Genomic DNA, 19965 nt, shown 5'->3' on the forward strand with positions numbered 1-19965 from the left:
GGAAATACTCGTAGCCGGCCGGGTCGATCCATGGGTAATGCTGCGGCCAGCTGTCGAGGCGCGACTGGTGGATTTGTGGTGCGAACAGTTCGGTCAGCGAGCTGCTGGCGGCTTCCTGCCAGCTGGCGCGACGGGCGAAGTTGACGTAGGCATCCACCGCGAAACGCACGCCGGGGAGCACCAGCTCTTGCGAACGCAGTTGATCCGGGTCCAGGCCGACGGCTTGACCCAGACGCAGCCAGGCTTCAATGCCGCCGTCTTCCCCCGGTGCGCCATCATGGTCGAGCAGGCGCTGAATCCACTCGCGACGGATCTCGCGGTCCGGGCAGTTGGCCAGAATGGCAGCATCCTTGAGCGGGATGTTCACTTGATAGTAAAAGCGGTTGGCGACCCAACCCTGGATCTGCTCACGGCTAGCGCGACCTTCATACATCGCCACGTGGTAGGGGTGGTGGATGTGGTAGAAGGCGCCTTTGGCGCGCAGGGCCGCTTCGAATTCGGTGGGGGACATCGGGACGTCGGTCATTGCGGTTCTCCGGAATACAACCGGTGGGTTCTATGGTGTCTGGTCTGGCGCCATCGCTGGCTAGCCAGCTCCCACAGGTTTTGTGTTGCGCCACAGATTTCGCGTGCATGATCAATCCCAGTGGGAGCTGGCTTGCCAGCGATGGGGCCATCAGCTACAGCACAATACTCATGCCGTCATACGCCACTTCAACCTGGCGCCGATCCAGCTCTGCACGCTGCGGCGAATCCTCATCAAGAATCGGATTGGTATTGTTGATGTGGATAAGCACCTTGCGCTGTTTGGGCAGTTGCTCAAGCACTTCGAGCATGCCACCAGGGCCGTTTTGCGCCAGGTGCCCCATCTCGCGACCGGTACGGGTGCCGACGCCCCGGCGCTGCATTTCGTCATCGTCCCACAAGGTGCCGTCCACCAGCAGGCAATCACTGCCGGCCATGATCTCCAGCAATGACGCATCAACCTTGCCCAGGCCTGGTGCATAGAACAATTTGCCACCGGTGTTGAGGTCCTCGACGATCAGGCCAATGTTGTCGCCCGGATGCGGATCGAAACGATGCGGGGAGTAGGGCGGCGCGGCGCTACGCAGGGGCAGTGGGGTGAAACGCAGGTTCGGGCAGGCTGGCACGCTGAAACTCTGGTCGAGTTCAATGCGGTTCCAGGTCAGCCCGCCATTCCAGTGGTTGAGCATGGTGAACAGCGGAAAGCCGCTGCTCAGGTCTTCATGGACCATGTCCGTACACCAGACCTGATGCGGGCAACCTTCACGCAGCATGAGCAGGCCGGTGGTGTGGTCGATCTGGCTGTCCATGAGGATGATGGCGCTGATCCCGGTATCGCGCAGGGCACGGCCCGGTTGCATCGGAGCGAAGCTCTGGAGCTGGGCGCGAATGTCCGGGGAGGTGTTGCACAGCACCCAGTTCACGCCGTCATCGGAGATCGCGATGGACGATTGCGTCCGCGCCTTGGCCCGCAGGCTGCCGTCGCGAAAACCTGCGCAGTTCACGCAGTTACAGTTCCACTGGGGGAAACCGCCGCCGGCAGCGGAACCTAGAATCTGGACAAACATGGGCGCTCCATCATTTCAACGCTGAAAATAAAACGCCTCGGATATCCGAGGCGTTGTGCTGCTCAACTGCCAAGGCAGCGATTAGCGGCTTGCGAAGTACATGGTGACTTCAAAGCCGATACGCAGGTCGGTGTAAGCCGGTTTGGTCCAGGCCATAAATTGAACTCCTTCAGGTAGGGTAAGGACAGCGCTATCTATAGGTATAGTCCACCTCAAGTCAGAGATGTTCCAAATAGTTAGGCTGCTATGTTACTCAAAATTTCAGAGGGATTGCCCGTGAAACTTTGAGAAAGCTCGTTGCAGCCCCGGTAATGATCATTTTGTCGCTTGCCAAGGTGCGCCCGGTGCAATGCCGTTGGCCAGGCAGCGCCAGCCGCCCTCGGCTTGATTCAATCGCTGTGCGGCAGCCAGCAAAAGGGGGCGGTCGATCAGCAAAATTGCTTCGGGCAACTGTGTGAGATAATCCGACGAGCGGCCCGCCAGTTTGGCTTGCCACAACAACTCGGCTGCCTCGACGACGGGCAATGCGGTGCTTGAAAACTGGCCAGCCAGAATCTGACGCTGGGCGATGAAAGCGCTGTCGCCAATGGCATTGATCAGCTGCGGCAAACTCTCGAGGAACTGCTCGATGTGCTGCAACAGGTCCACTGGCGCCACGGTCGGTGATTGCACACCGAATAGCAGCCCGGTTTGCCCATGAATCTGCCGCAGCGCGCTGAACACGGCATAACCTAGCTGCAACTCCACTCGCAGACGCTGGTAGAACGACGTCTGGCAGATATGTGCCAGCAAACGCCATGCGGCTTCGTCGGCCAGTTCAGTGGTTGAAGTCGGACAGAACAGCAGGATCGCATGCTCGCTCGAATCGGTATCGACAATGCTCCATAGGCGTTGTGATGGGATCGAAAGCGGCGGGGTCTGCTGATTGTCCGGCGTTCCGGGAATGCGGCTCAGAGCGAGGCCCATGGCCGCTTGAGTCTGGGCGGACAGGCCAATCGCCAGGCCGTCCCAGCGTGCACTCGTCCAGAGATGCTGCATGTCGTCCGAGTTAGCGGTGTGGCCAAGACAGTGGTCAGGCAATGCCTTGAGCAATTGTCGAATCGGAATCAGCGCAACGCTTGCAGGTTCTGGCTGTACGACCACGGCATCAGGCGTTGTCAGCGCTTTCAGCGCGTGCTCCAGGATGATGGGCATCGACTCCTGCAAGCCGGTCATCTTCAGAAGCCACTCATTTCCCGAAACGTTGAAGGAAAAGTCCACTCCCGCCTGACGTGCATCTTCGCGTAGCGGACGCAGCGCGCTGTCGAGCCGCGATTGAAGATGGCTGCCGGGCGCCGAGAGCAGACGCCAGCGTAGATAAATCGCACCTTCAATGCCGTTGTCCGGCAACGCCTGGCTGAATTGCATTGGCGAACGTTCGCGACGACTGCGCGAGCGGTCTTGGGCGAAAGTGCGCAGACCACGGTGGGCGCTGGTCTGGCCGCGAATCAGTCCGGCGTTGGTGGCTGGCGGCTCGGTGTTCAGGAATGGATTGGGTGCGGGCAGTTGCCATGAACCGCTGAAGTTATCCACCGCGCCAATCTGTTTGAGGATTTGCTTCAGGGCTTTAACACCGTGCCCGGATAACCCGGCTTCGCGCTGCTCGCTGTCCCGTCGGGCCAGTTGCAACGCACTGCTGACTTGTTGCTGGCGCTGGAGCAGGGCAGCGTACTCTTCACGCAACCGGCTCCAGTCTTGCTGGGCGAAGAAGCTCAGCCAATCCATGAGACGCCTTGGTATGTCGCTCGCCGATACTTCGAAGGGCAATGTGAATTCGATGTGCAGCAAGGCTTGCCCGGCGAATTGATACAGCGGTTCTGCCTTGAGCTTTTCGGCCACGCCTTTCTCGCGTAAATCCGCGAGCAAGCCCCCCGGTTTCTCGGCATTGAGCCAATGGCACAGGAATTCCAGTGCTTCGGCGCAAGAGTCGGGCAGCGATTCAAGGGCAAACAGTAAATCGAGCCGACGTTCGTCAGCCTGTTGATAGCTTCTGTCTGACGTCGTCAGCAGCGGCGTGGGAAGGGGTTGCGGGACTTTTTCACCTTGGGCAACAACCGCACCAAAGGCTTCGGCCATCACCCGCAATTCATCGAGACTCTGCGGGCCGGCAAGGCTCAAAGTCATCTGTCCGGTCTGGTAGAAGCGCTGATGAAAATGTTGCAAAGCGTGCTGAAACTCGGGTTGCCCAAGGGGCAGGCTGTCGCGATTGCCAGCGTGGAAACCCCGCAGCGGATGAGTCTCGGAGAGCCCCTCGAACAAAGCCAGTCGCTGTTGCGCCACTGGATCCTGCGACCACGCGACAAACTCCGCATGCAGCACTTCTCGTTCCCGCTGCTGATCGTCCGGATTCATACGCGGATGCGCGAGCATATCTGACAAACGTTCCAGACCACCGGCAAACGCCTGGGGCGACAATTCGAAAAAGTAATCCGTGTTGCGTTCACTGGTCCGCGCATTCACTTGGCCGCCATGGCTCTGAACGTACGCCATCAACCCTTGGCCCGCAGGAAAACGCTCGGTACCGAGAAACAGCAAGTGCTCAAGAAAATGCGCCAGGCCAGGCCATGCCAGCGGCACATCGTGGCTCCCCGCAGCAACCCGCAATGCCGCCGCGCAGCGCTTCAAGTTCGGGGCATGACGCAGCGTCACCCGCAAGCCGTTGGCCAGGGTTTCAGTATGGGGGCGAGGGTGATTCAACGCGGGCATGGGCACTTCCAGAACAGAGAAGCGCTCATGCTAGCGGATTCGTCAGCGCTTGTTCAGATTGCCGTAAAGCTCGGGGCGACGGTCGAGCAAATAGCGGTTGGCGGAACGCGAGTCGATCATCAGCTGACGATCCAGTTCACCAACGATCAATGCTTCATCAAGACCCGCTTGGGCGATACGGCTGCCATCAGGCGCGGCAATGCTGCTCTGGCCGCAGTAATGGATATCGCCTTCGTGCCCGCAGTAATTGGCGTAGGCCACATAGCACTGGTTTTCGAAAGCGCGGGAACGGACCGTGACATCGGCGACGAAATCAAAGGGAATCATATTCGCCGTCGGCACCAGAATCAGCTCGGCACCCTGGAGCGCCAGGCGCCGTGCGTTTTCCGGGAACTCCAGGTCGTAGCAGATCAGCAAACCAAGTTTCCAGCCGTTGAGTTCAACCACAGGGAAATCGTTGGCGCCGGCGCTGAACATCGAATGGTCGAGATCGCCGAACAGATGCGTTTTGCGGTAATTGCAGACACGCTCGCCGCTGGCGTCGATCAGTTGCACGGCATTGTAGATCTGCCCGTCCTCGGAGCGTTCGGGATAGCCATACAAAATGGCAATCCCTGCCGTTCGGGCAATGCGCGCGACCTGTTGCGCCGACTCACCGTTGTGCACTTCCGCCAGCACGCTGACGGCATCGATGCCGATGTTGTAGCCGGTCAGGAACATCTCCGGCAGCACCAGCAAATCGGCGCCTTTCGCCTCCAGCGCCAGTTGATGCAGGCGTTGCAGGTTGCCGGCGACATCCAGCGGCAACGGTGGACATTGGTAAAGGGCTACGCGCATTTCGGATTCCTCTTACTCGGGCAGGGCGATCGGTCCGATCTCGTTGAACACATCTCCTGGACCCGGATTCTCGGCGTGAGTTGCACCGCCGAAGTGTTTCATGATGCCCCACACTGCGTTGAGCGAGGTCTGCACCGCGCCTTCGACCCAGGCCGGCGTCCACGAAACGTCGTCACCGGCGATGAAAATCCCGCGCTGCTCGGCCGGCATGTCGTCCTGCATGAAGTGCGCGTACATGCGCTGGTTGTAGCGGTAGTGGCCGGGCAGTGCGCCTTTGAAGGCACCGAGGAAGTGCGGGTCGGCTTCCCACGACACGGTGATCGGGTCGCCGATGATGCGCGCAGCGATGTCGACTTTCGGGTAGATCTTCTTCAGCGCATCCAGCGCCAGCTTCACGCGTTTTTCCACAGGATGCGGCAGCATTTTCAGCGCGTCGCTCATCCACGAGTACGACAGGCAAATCACCCCTGGCTTGTCGTCGCCGTTATCGAACAGGTAAGTGCCGCGGGTCAGGCGATCGGTGAGGGTCATGCTCATCAGGTCGCGGCCGGTCTCCGGATCCTTGTCCTTCCAGAAGGGGCGGTCGACCATCACGAAGGTCTTCGACGATTGCATGTAGCGGGTGCGGTCCAGGGCCATCCACATCTTTTGCGAGAACAGGGTTTCGTCGCATTCGATCTGGGTGGTCAGCAGCCAGCTCTGGCACGTGGTCAGCACCGCGGCGTATTCGCGGGTGTCGCCATTGTTGTCGGTGACCGCAAATCTGCCCCCCGGTGCGTGGGCGATTTTCTTCACCCCGGAACGTGGTGCACCGCTGTGCAATGACTTGAGGCTGGTGCCTTGCGGCCAGTGCACGCAACGCTCAGGGACGTGGCGCCAGATGCCCTGCGGTACTTGTTCTACGCCACCGACCACCAGGTGTTGGTGATCGTCGCAGTTGGTCATCACCACGCGGAAGATTTCCAACATCGAGTTCGGGAAGTCCGAGTCCCAGCCACCGGTACCGAAGCCGACCTGGCCAAACACTTCACGGTGATGGAATGACAGCTTGGCGAACGCCTTGGAGGTGGCAACGAAATCGTAGAAGGTGCGGTCGTCCCACAGCGGTACGAGGGTGTTCCACAGCTCTTTGAGGCGCGGCACATCGCGGTCGCGGATGGCTTGCTGGATATCAGAGAACTGCGAGCCCGCTTCCAGGGCATCGGCCCAGGCGTCGGCGACTTCCTGGAAAAGTGCAGGAAGATCCGCCAATTTTTGTGCGTAATGGGTCTTGCCTTCCAGATCGATGACAGTGCTGCCTGAGGCCGGTGTCAGTGGGTTGGGGAAGGGCTTGGTTTCGAGATTCAGCTTGTCGACATAGTGATAGAACGCGGTGGACGACACCGGAAAGCGCATGCCGCCCAACTCGGCGACGATGCCGTCAGTGCCATTGAACGCCTGGGAGCGCAGGCGCCCGCCCAGCTTCGAGGCCTCATAGACCACGGGCTTGAGGCCCAGCTTCATCAATTCGTACGCTGCCACCAGCCCTGCGATCCCGGCGCCGACGATCGCCACTTCGGCACCGTGATTGTGCTCGGGAATGCTGCCAAGACCCGCCGGATGTTCGATCCAGTCGTCGAAAGCGAAAGGAAAGTCCGGGCCGAAAATAGTGACTGGTTTTTTACCGTCTGCAGGATGGCGATTGTTCTTGTTCATGGCTGACCTTGCTGGCGACCCGACGCGGTATGCGCGTCTGAGTATAGGAAAAGATGCCAGCCATTCTAGAGAGCAACGAACACGTTAATAAGACGCAAAGTGTCGTCATTTTGCTATCAGTTTGATCAATATGACGAGCTATCAATACACACTGACTACTGTGGGAGCGGGCTTGCCCGCGAAGAGGCCAGTTCTGGCACCAAAAATTATCGGCAAAAACTAAACCGGCTGCCCCCGATCAATCTTGCTACTCAAGATGATCGACGTCGTGGTTTTCTCCACACCATCCACACTGCCAATCTGGTCCAGCAACTGATCCAGCTGTTCCGGCGAATCAGTGCGCAACCACGCCACATAATCAAATTCGCCACTTACCGCACACAACTGCTGCACCTGAGCCATCGCGCTCAGACGCCGCAACACTTCCTTGCCGGAACGTGGCTGCACGGTAATCCCGACATACGCCTGCAACCCGCCATCCACCACCCGCTGCCCGAGACGTACGCCATAACCGGTGATGACTTTGGCCTTTTCCAATCGTGCCAGGCGTGATGTGACCGTGGTGCGGGCAATGCCCAGTTGCCGGGCCAGCATGGCGACGCTCTCACGGGCGTTGATCTGCAGGGCCGCGATCAACTGGCGGTCGATTTCATCGAGAACGGGTGGGCGAGTGTCAGGCAAAGGGAGTCTCCAGGGCGTCGATCAATGCGCAAGCATGTTACAGGCAGTTTCTGCACGACGCTCGCGACGGTTCCTTAGGCTAGCCTTAGTACCGTTCAGGACATTTCTGCCTGCGACAAATTGCCATAAGTAACCAGGTAGTACATTATTCCGCCCCTTGTCACAAATGGGGAAAAATCTCGACATGAAAAATTCTGGGGTTGCCGCTGGCAGCAAGTGGTTGCTGGCGGGGTTGGGTGTGTTGATTGCACTGATCGGGCTTGGCCTGGTCGGTGGTGGCGTGTACCTGATCGCGCTTGGCGGTAGCTGGTATTTCCTGCTGATGGGCCTGGCGATGCTGGTGTCCGGGCTGATGATTGCCCGTCGCAAGCCGCTGGGTGCGTGGTTGTATGGCGTGGCGCTGATCCTCACCGCGATCTGGGCCGTCTGGGATGCTGGCCTTGAATACTGGCCGCTGGTCTCGCGCGTGCTGACGTTTGCCGTCATCGGCCTGGTCGTGGCGTTGATCTATCCAACCCTGGTCCGCGCTTCGGGCGCGAACGGCGGGCGTGGCGCCTACGGGTTGGCCGGTATTCTGGGCATTGGCGTCGTTGCGACGATGGCCTACATGTTCGTCCCGACCCACGTGGTGAAGAACGACACCGTCCCTCCGGTAACGCCGGTCACCCCGGGCACCGAACAGAAAGACTGGGCGCACTGGGGCAACACCACCGCCGGCAACCGCTTTGCCGCGCTGGACCAGATCAACAAAGGCAATATCGACAAGTTGCAGGTCGCCTGGACCTTCCGTACCGGCGACATCCCGCAAAGCACCGGCGCTGGCGCTGAAGACCAGAATACCCCGCTGCAAATCGGTGACACGGTCTATACCTGCACCGCCTACGGCAAGGTCTTTGCCCTGGATGCCGACACCGGCGCCCAGCGCTGGAAGTTCGACCCACAAGGCACCGCGCCCAACTGGCAGCGCTGCCGTGGCCTGGGTTATTCCGAAACCCCGGTGTCATCGGACAGTCAGCCGGCCGCCTGTGCGAAACGCCTGTTTCTGCCGACCGGCGATGCACGTCTGATCGCAATCAATGCTGAAACCGGCGAGCCTTGCGAAGAATTCGGTAACAAGGGCACCGTCGACCTGACCACCGACATGGGTGAGGTGAAGCCCGGTTACTACCAGCAGACCTCTACTCCATTGGTCGCCGGAGACGTGGTGATCGTCGGTGGCCGCGTGGCTGACAACTACTCCACCGGCGAGCCGCCGGGCGTGGTGCGTGCCTACGACGTGCGCAGCGGTGAACTGGTCTGGGCCTGGGATCCGGGCAACCCGAACACCACCAAACGTCCACCTGCCGGCGAGACCTACACCCGCGGTACGCCGAACGTTTGGTCGGCGATGTCCTACGATGCCAAGCTCGGTCTGGTGTACCTGCCAACCGGCAACGCCACCCCGGACTTCTTCGGCGGTCAACGCACCGAGATGGACAACAAGTGGAACTCGTCTGTCGTCGCCATCGATGTGAAAACCGGTCAGGTGCGCTGGCACTTCCAGACCACCCACAACGATCTCTGGGACTTCGACTTGCCGGCGCAACCGCTGCTGTACGACGTGCCGGACGACAAGGGCGGCACTCAGCCAGCCTTGGCGCAAGTCACCAAACAGGGTGAGATCTTCCTGCTCAACCGTGAAACCGGCGTACCGATTGCCCGCGTTGAAGAGCGTCCGGTGCCGCAAGGCCATGTGCCCGGCGAACGCTATTCGCCGACGCAGCCGTTCTCCGTCGACATGCCGTCAATCGGCAACAAGACCCTGACCGAGTCAGACATGTGGGGTGCCACACCGTTTGACCAGTTGATGTGCCGCATCCAGTTCAAGGGCATGCGCCACGAAGGCGTCTACACCCCGCCAGGCATGGATCGCGCGCTGCAATTCCCGGGCTCGCTGGGCGGCATGAACTGGGGCAGCGTTTCGGTTGATCCGAACACGAACTACATGTTCGTCAACGACATGCGCCTGGGCCTAGCCAACTACATGATCCCGCGCGACAAGATCAAAGCCGGAGCCAGCGGCATTGAAATGGGCGTTGTCCCACAGGAAGGCACGCCGTTCGGCGCCATGCGCGAGCGCTTCCTGTCTGCGGTCGGCATTCCTTGCCAAAAACCACCGTTCGGCACCATGTCGGCCATCGACCTCAAGACTCACAAGTTGATGTGGCAAGTTCCGGTCGGCACCGTGCAGGACACCGGCCCGCTGGGCATCCGCATGCACCTGCCGATCCCGATCGGCATGCCGACCCTCGGCGCATCACTCGCTACCCAATCCGGTCTTCTGTTCTTCGCCGGCACCCAGGACTTCTACCTGCGCGCCTTCGACACCGGCAACGGCAACGAAATCTGGAAGTCGCGCTTGCCGGTAGGCAGCCAGTCCGGGCCAATGACTTACGTTTCACCGAAGACGGGCAAGCAGTACATCCTGCTGACCGTGGGCGGTGCGCGTCAGTCGCCGGATCGTGGGGATTATGTGATTGCCTACGCTTTGCCCAAATAAGGGCTGAAGCTTGGGTAAAAAAGCCGCGCCATTGCGCGGCTTTTTGTTGGGCGAAAGAGAGGGTGTGGAAATCGGCTAGGATTGAGGCAGTCAAGGGTGCGAGGTGAAGGGCATGACAACAAAGTTACCTACCGCCGTGCGCGACCGTGCATTGCAGATCGCCCACCACGAAATGGGCCACTACGTCGTGGCCCGCGCCTTGGGCTTTGCCACGGGCGGCGTGACCTTGACGGTGACCAAGGATCTGCGGCACCACGGAGGGGCGTCCATTACCCTGGTGCGCCCCATTTCGTCGATGGAAGCCATGAAGGCGTATCTGGAAGCCCGGATGATGGTGCTCCTGGCTGGCGCCATGGCGCAGACACTCCCTTCAAAACCTTCAGCCGCAAAACACGTTGATAAGCCCAAAGCCACCGCGATCCTCAAAGGCGAGCAGGGGGCAGAACAGGATTACGCAAAAATCAGGGAGCTGCAGCACCTGCTTCGCAACATCACCTGCCAGGATAGCGATCCAGCGTCGAGCGAGCGCATAACGGCGCAGCTTAAAGCGATGACTGATCGGCTGTGGGGCCGGACTCAAGCAATCATCGAAGATCAGGCCGGGACGATTTCTGAATTGGCAGTGGCACTGGTGGACGGCATGGCGCTTGTGGAGCAATGGGGGCGGGCTGCGGACACGTATGAGGTTGTATGGACGGGGCAGATGCTGGAACGGTTGCGAGCCGTGCAGGCCATCCCTTCGTGATGTGTTTGGACTGAAAAACCTGGCTCTTTCAGTCCCAAAAAGGGAACGATCGGTCCCTTTTTGGGAGCTTTCAACTCTGCCGTGATTATTTTTTTTTCGAGGGGGCTGCTTCCTTTCGGGTTTGAGCAGGCCGCCGCGTTAGCACCTTCACCACATCATCAATCACCGCTTTGCTCATCGTCGTCAGGTAATGCGCAGCCCAGGCGTGGCGGTCGGAGTCTTGGGCGTAGGCGGCGTCGACGGTCAGGGATTTGGCGAGGAACAGCAGGTCGGAGGCTTGGGCCAGGGCGTCGGCGATGGGGACGTCGCGGCAGACGTGGAACAGGGGTTGATCCGAGAGATACATGAAGGGGGTGAAGCCGACGGTTTTTAGTTCTGAAATCGCAGATGTATTTGTTTTAGTCATGGTGAAGCTCCTAATTTGAAGGGCTGCCGCATTCGTTTCCAAGCGAATGGGTGGCAGCTGTGCGCAGGTTGGAAAACCGGGAAATTAGGAAACCGGCACGCCCGAAGACGTCCCGCGCACAGCTGCCATAACTCGTGGTTCAGATAGGCAAACTGCTGCTTTCAATTTCGACGGGTTTCCAAGCCCGATCGCTGAATGCTCAGCGACACCGGAGACTATCCCGTCAAACAAAAGCGCAACAAGGCGGCAAAGTGCCCAACAGCAAGATTCGGAGTTTGCCTACAAGGTCCTAAGGCGTCATCCGATATTTCGACAGCTTAAGTAAACGCAATTAAACATCAGTCTTCGGTGAAGTCATCCGAGTCGATGTGTTTGATCTCGTAGACTGCTTCACGCAGCAGCCCAAATTGTTCTCGGCCATCAAGCGCGTCAGTTCCATGCCATCGATCAGCATCGACGACGCTTTTACGCCAGACACGAAAAAGCCGCGTAAAAACGCGGCTTTCTTGTTTGGTGGGCCCACACGGACTTGAACCGTGGACCAAAGGATTATGAGTCCTCTGCTCTAACCAACTGAGCTATAGGCCCTCAGTAGGTCGCGGATTATAGCGACGGTTTCGCGGCTGTGCTATCCGAAAAATCCAATACGGTTGTACGAAGAAACGTCGCGGCGAATTCGTCGGGGGGTAGGGGCAGGCTGACGATGTAGCCCTGGATTTGTTCGCAGCCTTCGGCGGCGAGGAATTGTTGTTGCGATTGGGTCTCGACACCTTCGGCAATCACGGTGAATTGCATGCTGCGTCCGAGTGCGATGATGGCGCGAACGATCGCCGCATCGTGGGGGTCGTCCGGCAGGCCGCGGACGAATGATTGATCGATCTTGAGGATGTCCAGTGGCAGGCGTTTGAGGTAGCTCAGTGACGAATAGCCAGTGCCGAAGTCGTCGATCGCCAGTTGCACACCCAAGTGCTTGAGTTGATGCAGCACCGCCAGCGCTTCTTCCGCCTGGCTCATGATGAAGTTTTCGGTGATCTCCAATTGCAGCAGATCAGGTTTTAGGCGGTAGTCCTTGAGCAGTTGTTCGATACGCCCCAGCAGGTTCGGTTGGCGCAGTTGCGCGCCGGCGAGGTTGACCGACAGCGGGCCAAGGCCTTCGTAGGATTTATTCCATTCATGCATTTGGCGGCAGGCGGTTTCCAGCACCCAATCGCCGATCTGCAGGATCATGCCGTTTTCTTCTGCCAGAGCGATGAAGTGCTCTGGCGGCACGTCGCCAAAAGTTGGATGGTGCCAGCGGATCAATGCTTCGGCGCCTACCAGGCGATAGTCGTCGAGGCTGATTTTCGGCTGGTAATACAGGTGCAGTTCGTTGCGTTCGATGGCGCGGCGCAGTTCATGTTCGAGGGCGACGCGCTCGCTGGCCTGGGCGGTGAGGTCGCGGGTATAGCTTTCGACCCGGTTACGCCCCTTGGCCTTGGAGCGGTACATCGCCGCATCGGCGTTCTTGATGAGCGTGGCCACGTCGCAGCCGTCCTGTGGATAAAGGCTGGTGCCGATGCTGGAGCTGATGAAGAACTCATGCTCGCCCGCCTGGAATGGCGCGGTAAAGCAATTGAGCAGCTTGGTGGCTATGTTGTCGGCATCGCTGGGTTGCTGCAGCCCGGGCAGGAGGATGATGAACTCGTCGCCGCCCAGGCGTGCCACGGTGTCGATATCCCGTAACTGCTCCTTGAGGCGAACCGCAATGCCCTTGAGCAGCAGGTCGCCGACCGGGTGGCCAAGGCTGTCGTTGATGTGTTTGAAGCGGTCGAGGTCGAGAAACAGCACTGCGCCCTGGCCACCGTTTTCCTTCTGGGTGTTGAGGGCGGTCAGCAAGCGGCTTTCGAACAACGTCCGGTTGGGCAGGCCGGTCAAAGGGTCGTGGTGGGCCTGGTAGTCAAGCTTGGCCTGGGCGTGTTTCAGGCTGGAGATGTCGGCGAACACCGCCACAAAGTGGGTGATGAATTTGTCGCGGTTGCGCACGGCGCTGATGGTCAGCCAGCTCGGGTAGAGCTCGCCATTTTTGCGCCGATTGGAAATCTCCCCTTGCCAGTGCCCCTCGGCCGTCAATTGGTGCCACATCGCGGCGTAGAACGCACTGTCATGCAAGCCTGAGGCAAGCAAGCGCGGGGTATGGCCCAGCGCTTCGCTTTCGCTGTAGCCGGTGATCTCGGTAAATGCCCGGTTGACCGCGCTGATGTGCTGTTGGGTGTCAGTGATCAACACGCCCTCGGCGGTGCTCTCGAATACGGTCGCGGCCTGTTGCAGTTTTTCCTGCATCAAGTGGCGTTCGGTGATGTCGCGGGCGATGGTCAGCATGCAGTCTTCGTCACCGATTGGCAGCGGACGGCTGGAGACTTCACAAAGGCGAATCTGCCCGTCGCTGCGGCGGATATGGCAACTGAAGTCGCGGACGAAACCGTCGCGGTGCAGCAAGTCGAGCATCTGTTTGCGTTCGTTGAGGTTGACCCAGATCCCCAGGTCCAGCGCCGAACGATCCACAGACATCGCGCTGTTGAACCCGGTAATTCTGCTGAAACCTTCATTGACCTCAAGCAGCAGACCGTCGCTCTGACGGGACAACAACAGGCCGTCCGGAGAGGCGTGGAAAGCCTTGGCGAATTTTTCTTCCGAGGTTTGCAGTTGCTGTTGGGTTTCTTTGAGTTGGGTGATGTCGCGCACGACCACTACCAGCGCCGGGGTTGTATCGAGGTCGAACGGTTCGGCGGAGATCAGGCCGGTAAACACCTGGCCATTGCTGCGGCGAAAGGGCATTTCCAGGTTGCGGATGCTGCCAGCCTGCAAGCGCTGCAGCAAACCCGGACCCACACCGGGAATGCCCCAGATGTTGAGATTGGTGGCGGTCTGGCCGATGACGTCTTCGGCACGCAAGCCGATCTGCTCTTCGAAGGCTTCGTTGACCTCCAGCAGGCAGCCATCGGAAAGCCGCGCGATCACTAGAATGTCCGGGCATTGCTGGAACACCGAGGCAAACTTTTGCTCCGACAGCCGCAGTGCCTCTTCGGTACGTTTGGCCTCGCTGATGTCGATCATCAGCCCACGCATGACCGGTTCATGACCGTGTTCGATCAAGCTGACGATGTCACGCACCCACAAGCAGCGGCCATCGGCCGTGATCACTCGGTAATCGAGGCTGTGGTCGCGCCCGGCCAACACTTCGTGATCGCAAAAGCTTTGTGCTCGGATGAGGTCCGCGGGGTGAATGATGTTGCGCCAGAAGCCCGGGATCAGCCAATGGGACAGGGGATAACCCAGCAGATCCTCGGCGTGGGGCGACACATAGCTGTAGGTGAAGTCACTGATCCGCGCTTCCCAGGCGATGGCCGACAGGCTTTCCACCAGGCCGCGGTAGTGATACTCGCTGCTACGCAGTTCCTGTTCCAGATCGACCCGTCGAGCGATTTCCGAGCTCAGTCGCCGATTGACCCGGATCACCGCCACCAGCACGATAAACAGCAGCAGCAACCCCGGCAACCCATAGACCAGCAGGTCGGACCAGAAGGTGCGGTGGTCGAGGACATTACCGACCCATTGCTCCTGGATGGCACTGATTTCGGCGGGGCTCATGTCGGCCAGGACTTTGTCGAGAATGCCGACCAGCATCTTGTTGTCTCGGGGTACGCCCATGGCCAGTTGATAACGATAAGGGGTTTCGCCGCTGACGTAGAGCCCGTCGAGCTTCAGCTGGCGCAGGCTCCAGACGCTGGAGGCGAGATCGCCCACCACGGCGTCCACCTCATCGATAGCCAGTGCCTGCAAGGCCGAGCTGACGTTGGGCATGGCTACCAGGTTCAGGTCGGGGTGGTGAGTGCGCAGCAGTTCGTGGGGGGCATAGTTTTCCACCACGGCGATTTTCAGGCCGTACAGGTCTTCGATCCTGCGTGGCTGAGCACCGCCAACATGGGCCAGGATAACAATCGGAAAATCCAGGTAAGGCCGGGTAAACGACAGGAAAGCCTGGCGTTCCGGTGTCGACATGATGCCTGGCAACAGATCGAGCTTGCCTTGCTTGGCCTGTTCCAGCACAACGCTCCAGCTGGCCGGTTCGATAGGCGTCAGTTTGACGGCCAATCGCTGGCGAATCACGTTGATATAGTCTGCCGCAAGGCCCTGGTAACGCCCTTCATCGTCGCGAAACTCAAAGGGGGGCCAGGACGCATCGACACCCAGGCGCAAGTCCGGGTGGTCCGCAAGCCAGCTACGTTCTTCGTCGGTAAGAGTCAGCGCGCCAGCCGTTGCGGTCCAGGTCATCAGCGACAGCAAAAAAAGCACGGTCGGCAGTCTGGGCATAACGGTCTCGTTATGGCTCGGGGAATGTTTCGAGTGTAGACGGGCAAATCGGCGGGAGGGGTATAGCGCGGGGATTTTATCTGCATAAAACAAAACCCCCGGCCTGGGCCGGGGGTTTTTTGATCACTCGTCGAGGAAGGAGCGCAGATGCTCGCTTCTCGTCGGGTGGCGCAGCTTGCGCAGCGCCTTGGCTTCGATCTGACGAATCCGTTCACGGGTCACGTCGAACTGCTTACCAACCTCCTCGAGGGTGTGGTCGGTATTCATGTCGATACCGAAGCGCATGCGCAGTACCTTGGCTTCACGGGCAGTGAGGCCGGACAGCACTTCGCGAGTCGCTTCTTTAAGGCTCTCAACGGTAGCCACATCGATTGGCGACTGCATGGTCGAGTCTTCGATGAAGTCACCCAGATGGGAGTCTTCGTCATCACCGATCGGGGTTTCCATGGAGATCGGCTCTTTAGCGATCTTCAATACCTTGCGGATCTTGTCCTCAGGCATTTCCATGCGTTCGCCCAGCTCTTCCGGGGTCGGTTCGCGACCCATTTCCTGCAACATCTGCCGGGAAATACGGTTGAGCTTGTTGATCGTCTCGATCATGTGCACCGGAATACGGATGGTGCGGGCCTGGTCGGCGATCGAGCGAGTGATCGCCTGACGGATCCACCAGGTGGCATAAGTCGAGAATTTGTAGCCGCGGCGGTATTCGAACTTGTCTACCGCTTTCATCAAGCCAATGTTGCCTTCCTGGATCAGGTCGAGGAATTGCAGGCCACGGTTGGTGTACTTCTTGGCGATCGAGATCACCAGACGCAAGTTCGCTTCAACCATCTCTTTCTTCGCGCGACGGGCCTTGGCCTCGCCGATCGACATGCGACGGTTGATGTCCTTGATCTCTGCGATGGTCAGACCGGTTTCGGTCTCCAGCGCAGTCAGTTTCTGCTGGCAACGAACGATGTCCGGTTGCAGGCGGCCGATGGCTTCAGCGTATTTGCTTTTGCCTTTGGCCAGTGCATCGGTCCAGCTTTCGTCAACTTCGTTGCCCGGGAACTGGCGCAGGAAATCGGCACGGGGCATGCGCGCATCACGAACGCAGAGCTGCATGATTGCACGCTCTTGCTGACGCAGACGATCCAGGGCACTGCGAACACGCTCGACCAGGCCTTCGAATTGCTTCGGCACCAGTTTGATCGGCATGAACAGCTCGGCCAGGGCCAACAGCTCGGCAATCGCTGCCTTGTTGTTGCGACCATGCTTTTTCAGCGCCTTGCGGGTGATTTCCATCTGATCGGCGACAGCGCCAAAGCGCTGTGCAGCGATGACCGGATCCGGACCGCTTTCGGCTTCTTCTTCGTCATCCGAAGCTTCGGCGTCATCGTCGTCGGTATCGTCGTCCGCTTTCACGGCTTTCGGATCGATCGGCGGTGGCACTTCGGCGGCAGGCGGCGCAATGCCGTCGTCCGGGTCGATGTAACCGCTCAGGACGTCGGACAGGCGACCACCTTCGGAGGTGACGCGGGTGTACTCGGAGAGGATATGGTCAACCGTGCCAGGGAAGTGCGCGATTGCGCTCATCACTTCACGGATGCCCTCTTCAATACGCTTGGCGATTTCAATTTCGCCTTCACGCGTGAGGAGCTCTACCGTACCCATTTCGCGCATGTACATGCGCACCGGGTCGGTAGTGCGACCAATGTCGGTCTCGACCGCTGCCAACGCAGCAGCTGCCTCTTCGGCCGCGGCTTCGTCGGTATCGGCGTCGGCCAGCATAAGGGAATCCTTATCTGGCGCAACCTCGAATACGTTGATCCCCATGTCATTGATCATGCGGATGATGTCTTCCACCTGTTCCGGATCTGAAATATCCTCCGGCAGGTGGTCGTTGACCTCCGCGTAAGTCAGGTAGCCCTGCTCACGACCAAGGGTGATCAACTCTTTGATACGAGACTGCTGTTGCGCTTTTCCGGACATAACACCCTATCCACTGAAGGTCTTGGCGGGCAAAAAACAAGCCGAGGATTATACCTGAGCTATGACCTCACGCGCCAGTTGAGGTCGGGTTTGGTACTGCCATATTGCGTTTTAATAGGTCGCGCATCTGATTTGCGATCTGATTTGCTTCCTCGGCAGTCAATCCTGGCTGCTTCGCTTTCCTGATGAGTTCTTCCAGGCTATCGGTGTGCTGACCCGCTGATAACCTAGTAATGGTGTCTAAAAACTGTTGTTCAAGGTTGTCGCCTTGAATCAGCCATTCCTTTTCTGCCAGGGCCTTGAGCAAGCGGCCCTGTTCCGTGCCGTGCCATCGGGCCATCAGCTGAATTGAGTTTAGCTTAGGATTTTTCTGCACTGCCTCGATGAGGGCTACCAGCAATTGCGCATAGGTGTTGCGCTCATTGGCGAAATGGTTGGCGGTTTCGACCTTGCCAGCCAACTGCGGATGATGAATCAGCGTGCGCAGCGCAATCAGCGTAGGGGCTTCGACAGCAATCGGTTTACGTGGAGGCTGGTCGCGATCCCCGCCGCGTTTGCCATTCTTGTCCCACGGTTTTTTGTCCCATTTCTTGCCGCCCGCGCCGGGTTTCTTCGGCGTCCATTCCTGTTGCGGCACATACATTTCTTGCGATTGCGGCTGATGATAGTCGCTGAAATCGGGCATCGCGTCGTAATCGAAGCCGGGGTCGTAGGCCGGCGGCGCTTCCGGTGGGGCGCTTTGCGCCAGCTGGCTCACCGCTTCGCCGCTCAGGCCGGTGATTTCGCTGAGGCGCTGACGCATCAGGATGCGCAGGTTGGCGCCAGGCACTTTGTCGATCAGCGGTGCCGCGAGGGTGGCCATGTGGGCCTTGCCTTCCAGCGAGCGCGGGTCTGATTCTTCGGTCAGTTGCTGGAAGAAATAGTCGGCCAGCGGCTGCGCGTGCTGATTGATTCGCGCGCGGAAGGCATCGGTGCCTTCGGAGCGGATCAGCGTGTCCGGATCTTCCCCTTCGGGCAGGAACAGGAAGCGGGCGCGGCGGCCATCCTGAAGGCTTGGCAAGGTTGCTTCCAGCGCGCGCCAGGCGGCATTGCGACCAGCCTGGTCACCATCGAAGCAAAACAGTACGTTGGGCACCACACGAAACAGTCGCTTCAAGTGTTCTTCGCTGGTGGCGGTACCCAGCGTTGCGACGGCATTGCGCAGGCCTTGCTGGGCCAGGGCAATAACGTCCATGTAACCCTCGACAACAATGATTTCGTCGAGGTTGCGATTGTTTTTGCGCGCCTCATACAGGCCGTAAAGTTCCTGGCCTTTATGGAATACCGGTGTTTCCGGGGAGTTCAGGTATTTCGGCTTGTCATCGCCCAGGACCCGGCCACCAAAGGCAATGATGCGCCCGCGGCTGTCGCGGATCGGGAACATTACCCGGTCGCGGAAACGATCGTAGCGCTTGCCGGTTTCGGCGTTTTCGATCAGCAGGCCTGCATCGATCATGGCTTTTTGCTGCAGGGTGTCGCTGCTCAAGTGTTTGAACAGATTGTCCCAGCCCGGCGGAGCGAAGCCGAGACCGAAATCGCGGGCAATTTCGCCGGTCAGGCCGCGGCCTTTCAAATAGTCCACGGCAGCTTTGCGCGCAGGATGGCTTTTGAGGGCCTGACGATAAAAATCGGCGGCGGCGCTGAGCAGCGCATACAGCGGCGAATCGGTCGGCTGCCGAGGCTTGTGCGGGCGGCCGCTTTCTTCGCGAGGGATTTCCATGCCCGCGGCTTTGGCCAGTTCTTCGACAGCCTGGACGAAATCCAGGTTGTCGTGGTCCATGATGAAACCAAGGGCATTGCCGCCAGCGCCGCAACCGAAGCAGTAATAGAACTGCTTGTCGGGGCTGACGCTGAACGAAGGTGTTTTTTCTTTGTGGAACGGGCAGCAGGCCGTGTGGTTCTTGCCGGCTTTTTTCAGTTGCAGGCGCGAGCTGACCACATCGACGATGTCGGTGCGGTTCAGAAGGTCGTCAATGAAGCTCTGGGGAATCAGCCCGGCCATGGCGTTCTCGTCATCTGCGCTCAAGGGTGCCCGAAACGAAGGGCGGCCAAACGCGGGTCATTGTGTGAGGCGCGCAGGGTATGCGGCTCGACCAGTGTCGTCTGCGTAATCGCTATCGGGAAGTGTATCTGCCGAAAATCCACTGACGTTAATACTCATCAGTATTCGACTATTTGAAAGTGTTGCGCTGAATCCGGCTGCGACCCGTAACAGGTCTCGGATAGCTCATCATTTGGCATGCAGGTGATGCCTTGGGCTGATCGTCGTGAGAGGAATCAGTGGGTGTGCTCGTCAGTAGCCTTGAAAGACTCGTCAGAAAAGACGTGCACCGCTGGCAAAAGAGCCAGGTCTGACGTGATGAAG

13 protein-coding genes and 1 tRNA gene are annotated in these 19965 nt (G+C 59.2%); 2 read left to right on the top strand and 12 right to left on the bottom strand.

Annotation, left to right across the window (positions count from 1 at the left end):
• From pqqC to D8V06_RS04205, 7 genes are all read right to left on the bottom strand, one after another.
• Positions 1-526 (bottom strand): pyrroloquinoline-quinone synthase PqqC (gene pqqC, locus D8V06_RS04175; RefSeq protein ID WP_130930496.1); only part of this gene is annotated, 526 nt, incomplete at its 3' end.
• Between the two features lie 154 nt (positions 527-680).
• Positions 681-1592 carry a pyrroloquinoline quinone biosynthesis protein PqqB gene (gene pqqB, locus D8V06_RS04180; RefSeq protein WP_130930497.1) on the bottom strand — a complete coding sequence of 304 codons (912 nt, stop codon included), beginning with the start codon at positions 1590-1592 and terminating at the stop codon, positions 681-683.
• 81 nt (positions 1593-1673) lie between these two features.
• Positions 1674-1748 carry a pyrroloquinoline quinone precursor peptide PqqA gene (gene pqqA / locus D8V06_RS04185; RefSeq protein ID WP_003444522.1) on the bottom strand — a complete coding sequence of 25 codons (75 nt, stop codon included), beginning with the start codon at positions 1746-1748 and terminating at the stop codon, positions 1674-1676.
• A 159-nt stretch (positions 1749-1907) separates the two neighbouring features.
• Positions 1908-4337 carry a pyrroloquinoline quinone biosynthesis protein PqqF gene (pqqF, locus tag D8V06_RS04190; protein ID WP_130930498.1) on the bottom strand — a complete coding sequence of 810 codons (2430 nt, stop codon included), beginning with the start codon at positions 4335-4337 and terminating at the stop codon, positions 1908-1910.
• Positions 4338-4379: 42 nt separating this feature from the next.
• Positions 4380-5174 (bottom strand): carbon-nitrogen hydrolase family protein, encoded by a 795-nt coding sequence (locus tag D8V06_RS04195; protein WP_130930499.1) that lies wholly within the window; start codon positions 5172-5174, stop codon positions 4380-4382.
• A 12-nt stretch (positions 5175-5186) separates the two neighbouring features.
• On the bottom strand, positions 5187-6869 hold the full coding sequence (locus tag D8V06_RS04200; RefSeq protein ID WP_130907973.1) for an NAD(P)/FAD-dependent oxidoreductase: 1683 nt from the start codon (positions 6867-6869) through the stop codon (positions 5187-5189).
• 219 nt (positions 6870-7088) lie between these two features.
• Positions 7089-7550: an Lrp/AsnC family transcriptional regulator gene (locus tag D8V06_RS04205; RefSeq protein WP_007980298.1), complete on the bottom strand. Its 462-nt coding sequence runs from the start codon at positions 7548-7550 to the stop codon at positions 7089-7091.
• Between the two features lie 184 nt (positions 7551-7734).
• Here D8V06_RS04205 and D8V06_RS04210 point away from each other — a divergent pair, with 184 nt between their 5' ends.
• Together D8V06_RS04210 and D8V06_RS04215 are read left to right on the top strand one after the other, a co-directional pair.
• On the top strand, positions 7735-10089 hold the full coding sequence (locus tag D8V06_RS04210) for a glucose/quinate/shikimate family membrane-bound PQQ-dependent dehydrogenase (protein ID WP_130930500.1): 2355 nt from the start codon (positions 7735-7737) through the stop codon (positions 10087-10089).
• A gap of 112 nt (positions 10090-10201) precedes the next feature.
• Complete coding sequence (locus D8V06_RS04215; RefSeq protein WP_130905971.1) at positions 10202-10834, top strand: peptidase M41; 633 nt, start codon at positions 10202-10204, stop codon at positions 10832-10834.
• An 85-nt stretch (positions 10835-10919) separates the two neighbouring features.
• Here D8V06_RS04215 and D8V06_RS04220 read toward each other — a convergent pair whose 3' ends face one another.
• From D8V06_RS04220 to dnaG, 5 genes are all read right to left on the bottom strand, one after another.
• A complete protein-coding gene (locus D8V06_RS04220; protein WP_056853551.1) occupies positions 10920-11240 on the bottom strand; it encodes a DUF3077 domain-containing protein in 321 nt (106 codons plus the stop codon).
• Between the two features lie 511 nt (positions 11241-11751).
• Positions 11752-11828, bottom strand: a tRNA-Ile gene (locus D8V06_RS04225).
• Positions 11829-11843: 15 nt separating this feature from the next.
• Positions 11844-15590, bottom strand: a complete 3747-nt coding sequence (locus D8V06_RS04230; RefSeq protein ID WP_130930501.1) for an EAL domain-containing protein — start codon at positions 15588-15590, stop codon at positions 11844-11846.
• A 123-nt stretch (positions 15591-15713) separates the two neighbouring features.
• On the bottom strand, positions 15714-17561 hold the full coding sequence (gene rpoD / locus D8V06_RS04235; RefSeq protein ID WP_056853549.1) for an RNA polymerase sigma factor RpoD: 1848 nt from the start codon (positions 17559-17561) through the stop codon (positions 15714-15716).
• Positions 17562-17628: 67 nt separating this feature from the next.
• Positions 17629-19602: a DNA primase gene (dnaG, locus tag D8V06_RS04240; protein WP_056853548.1), complete on the bottom strand. Its 1974-nt coding sequence runs from the start codon at positions 19600-19602 to the stop codon at positions 17629-17631.
• Positions 19603-19965: the final 363 nt, after the last annotated feature.

This window comes from Pseudomonas sp. Sample_24, assembly GCF_004307605.1.
In the GTDB taxonomy this organism is placed as follows: domain Bacteria; phylum Pseudomonadota; class Gammaproteobacteria; order Pseudomonadales; family Pseudomonadaceae; genus Aquipseudomonas.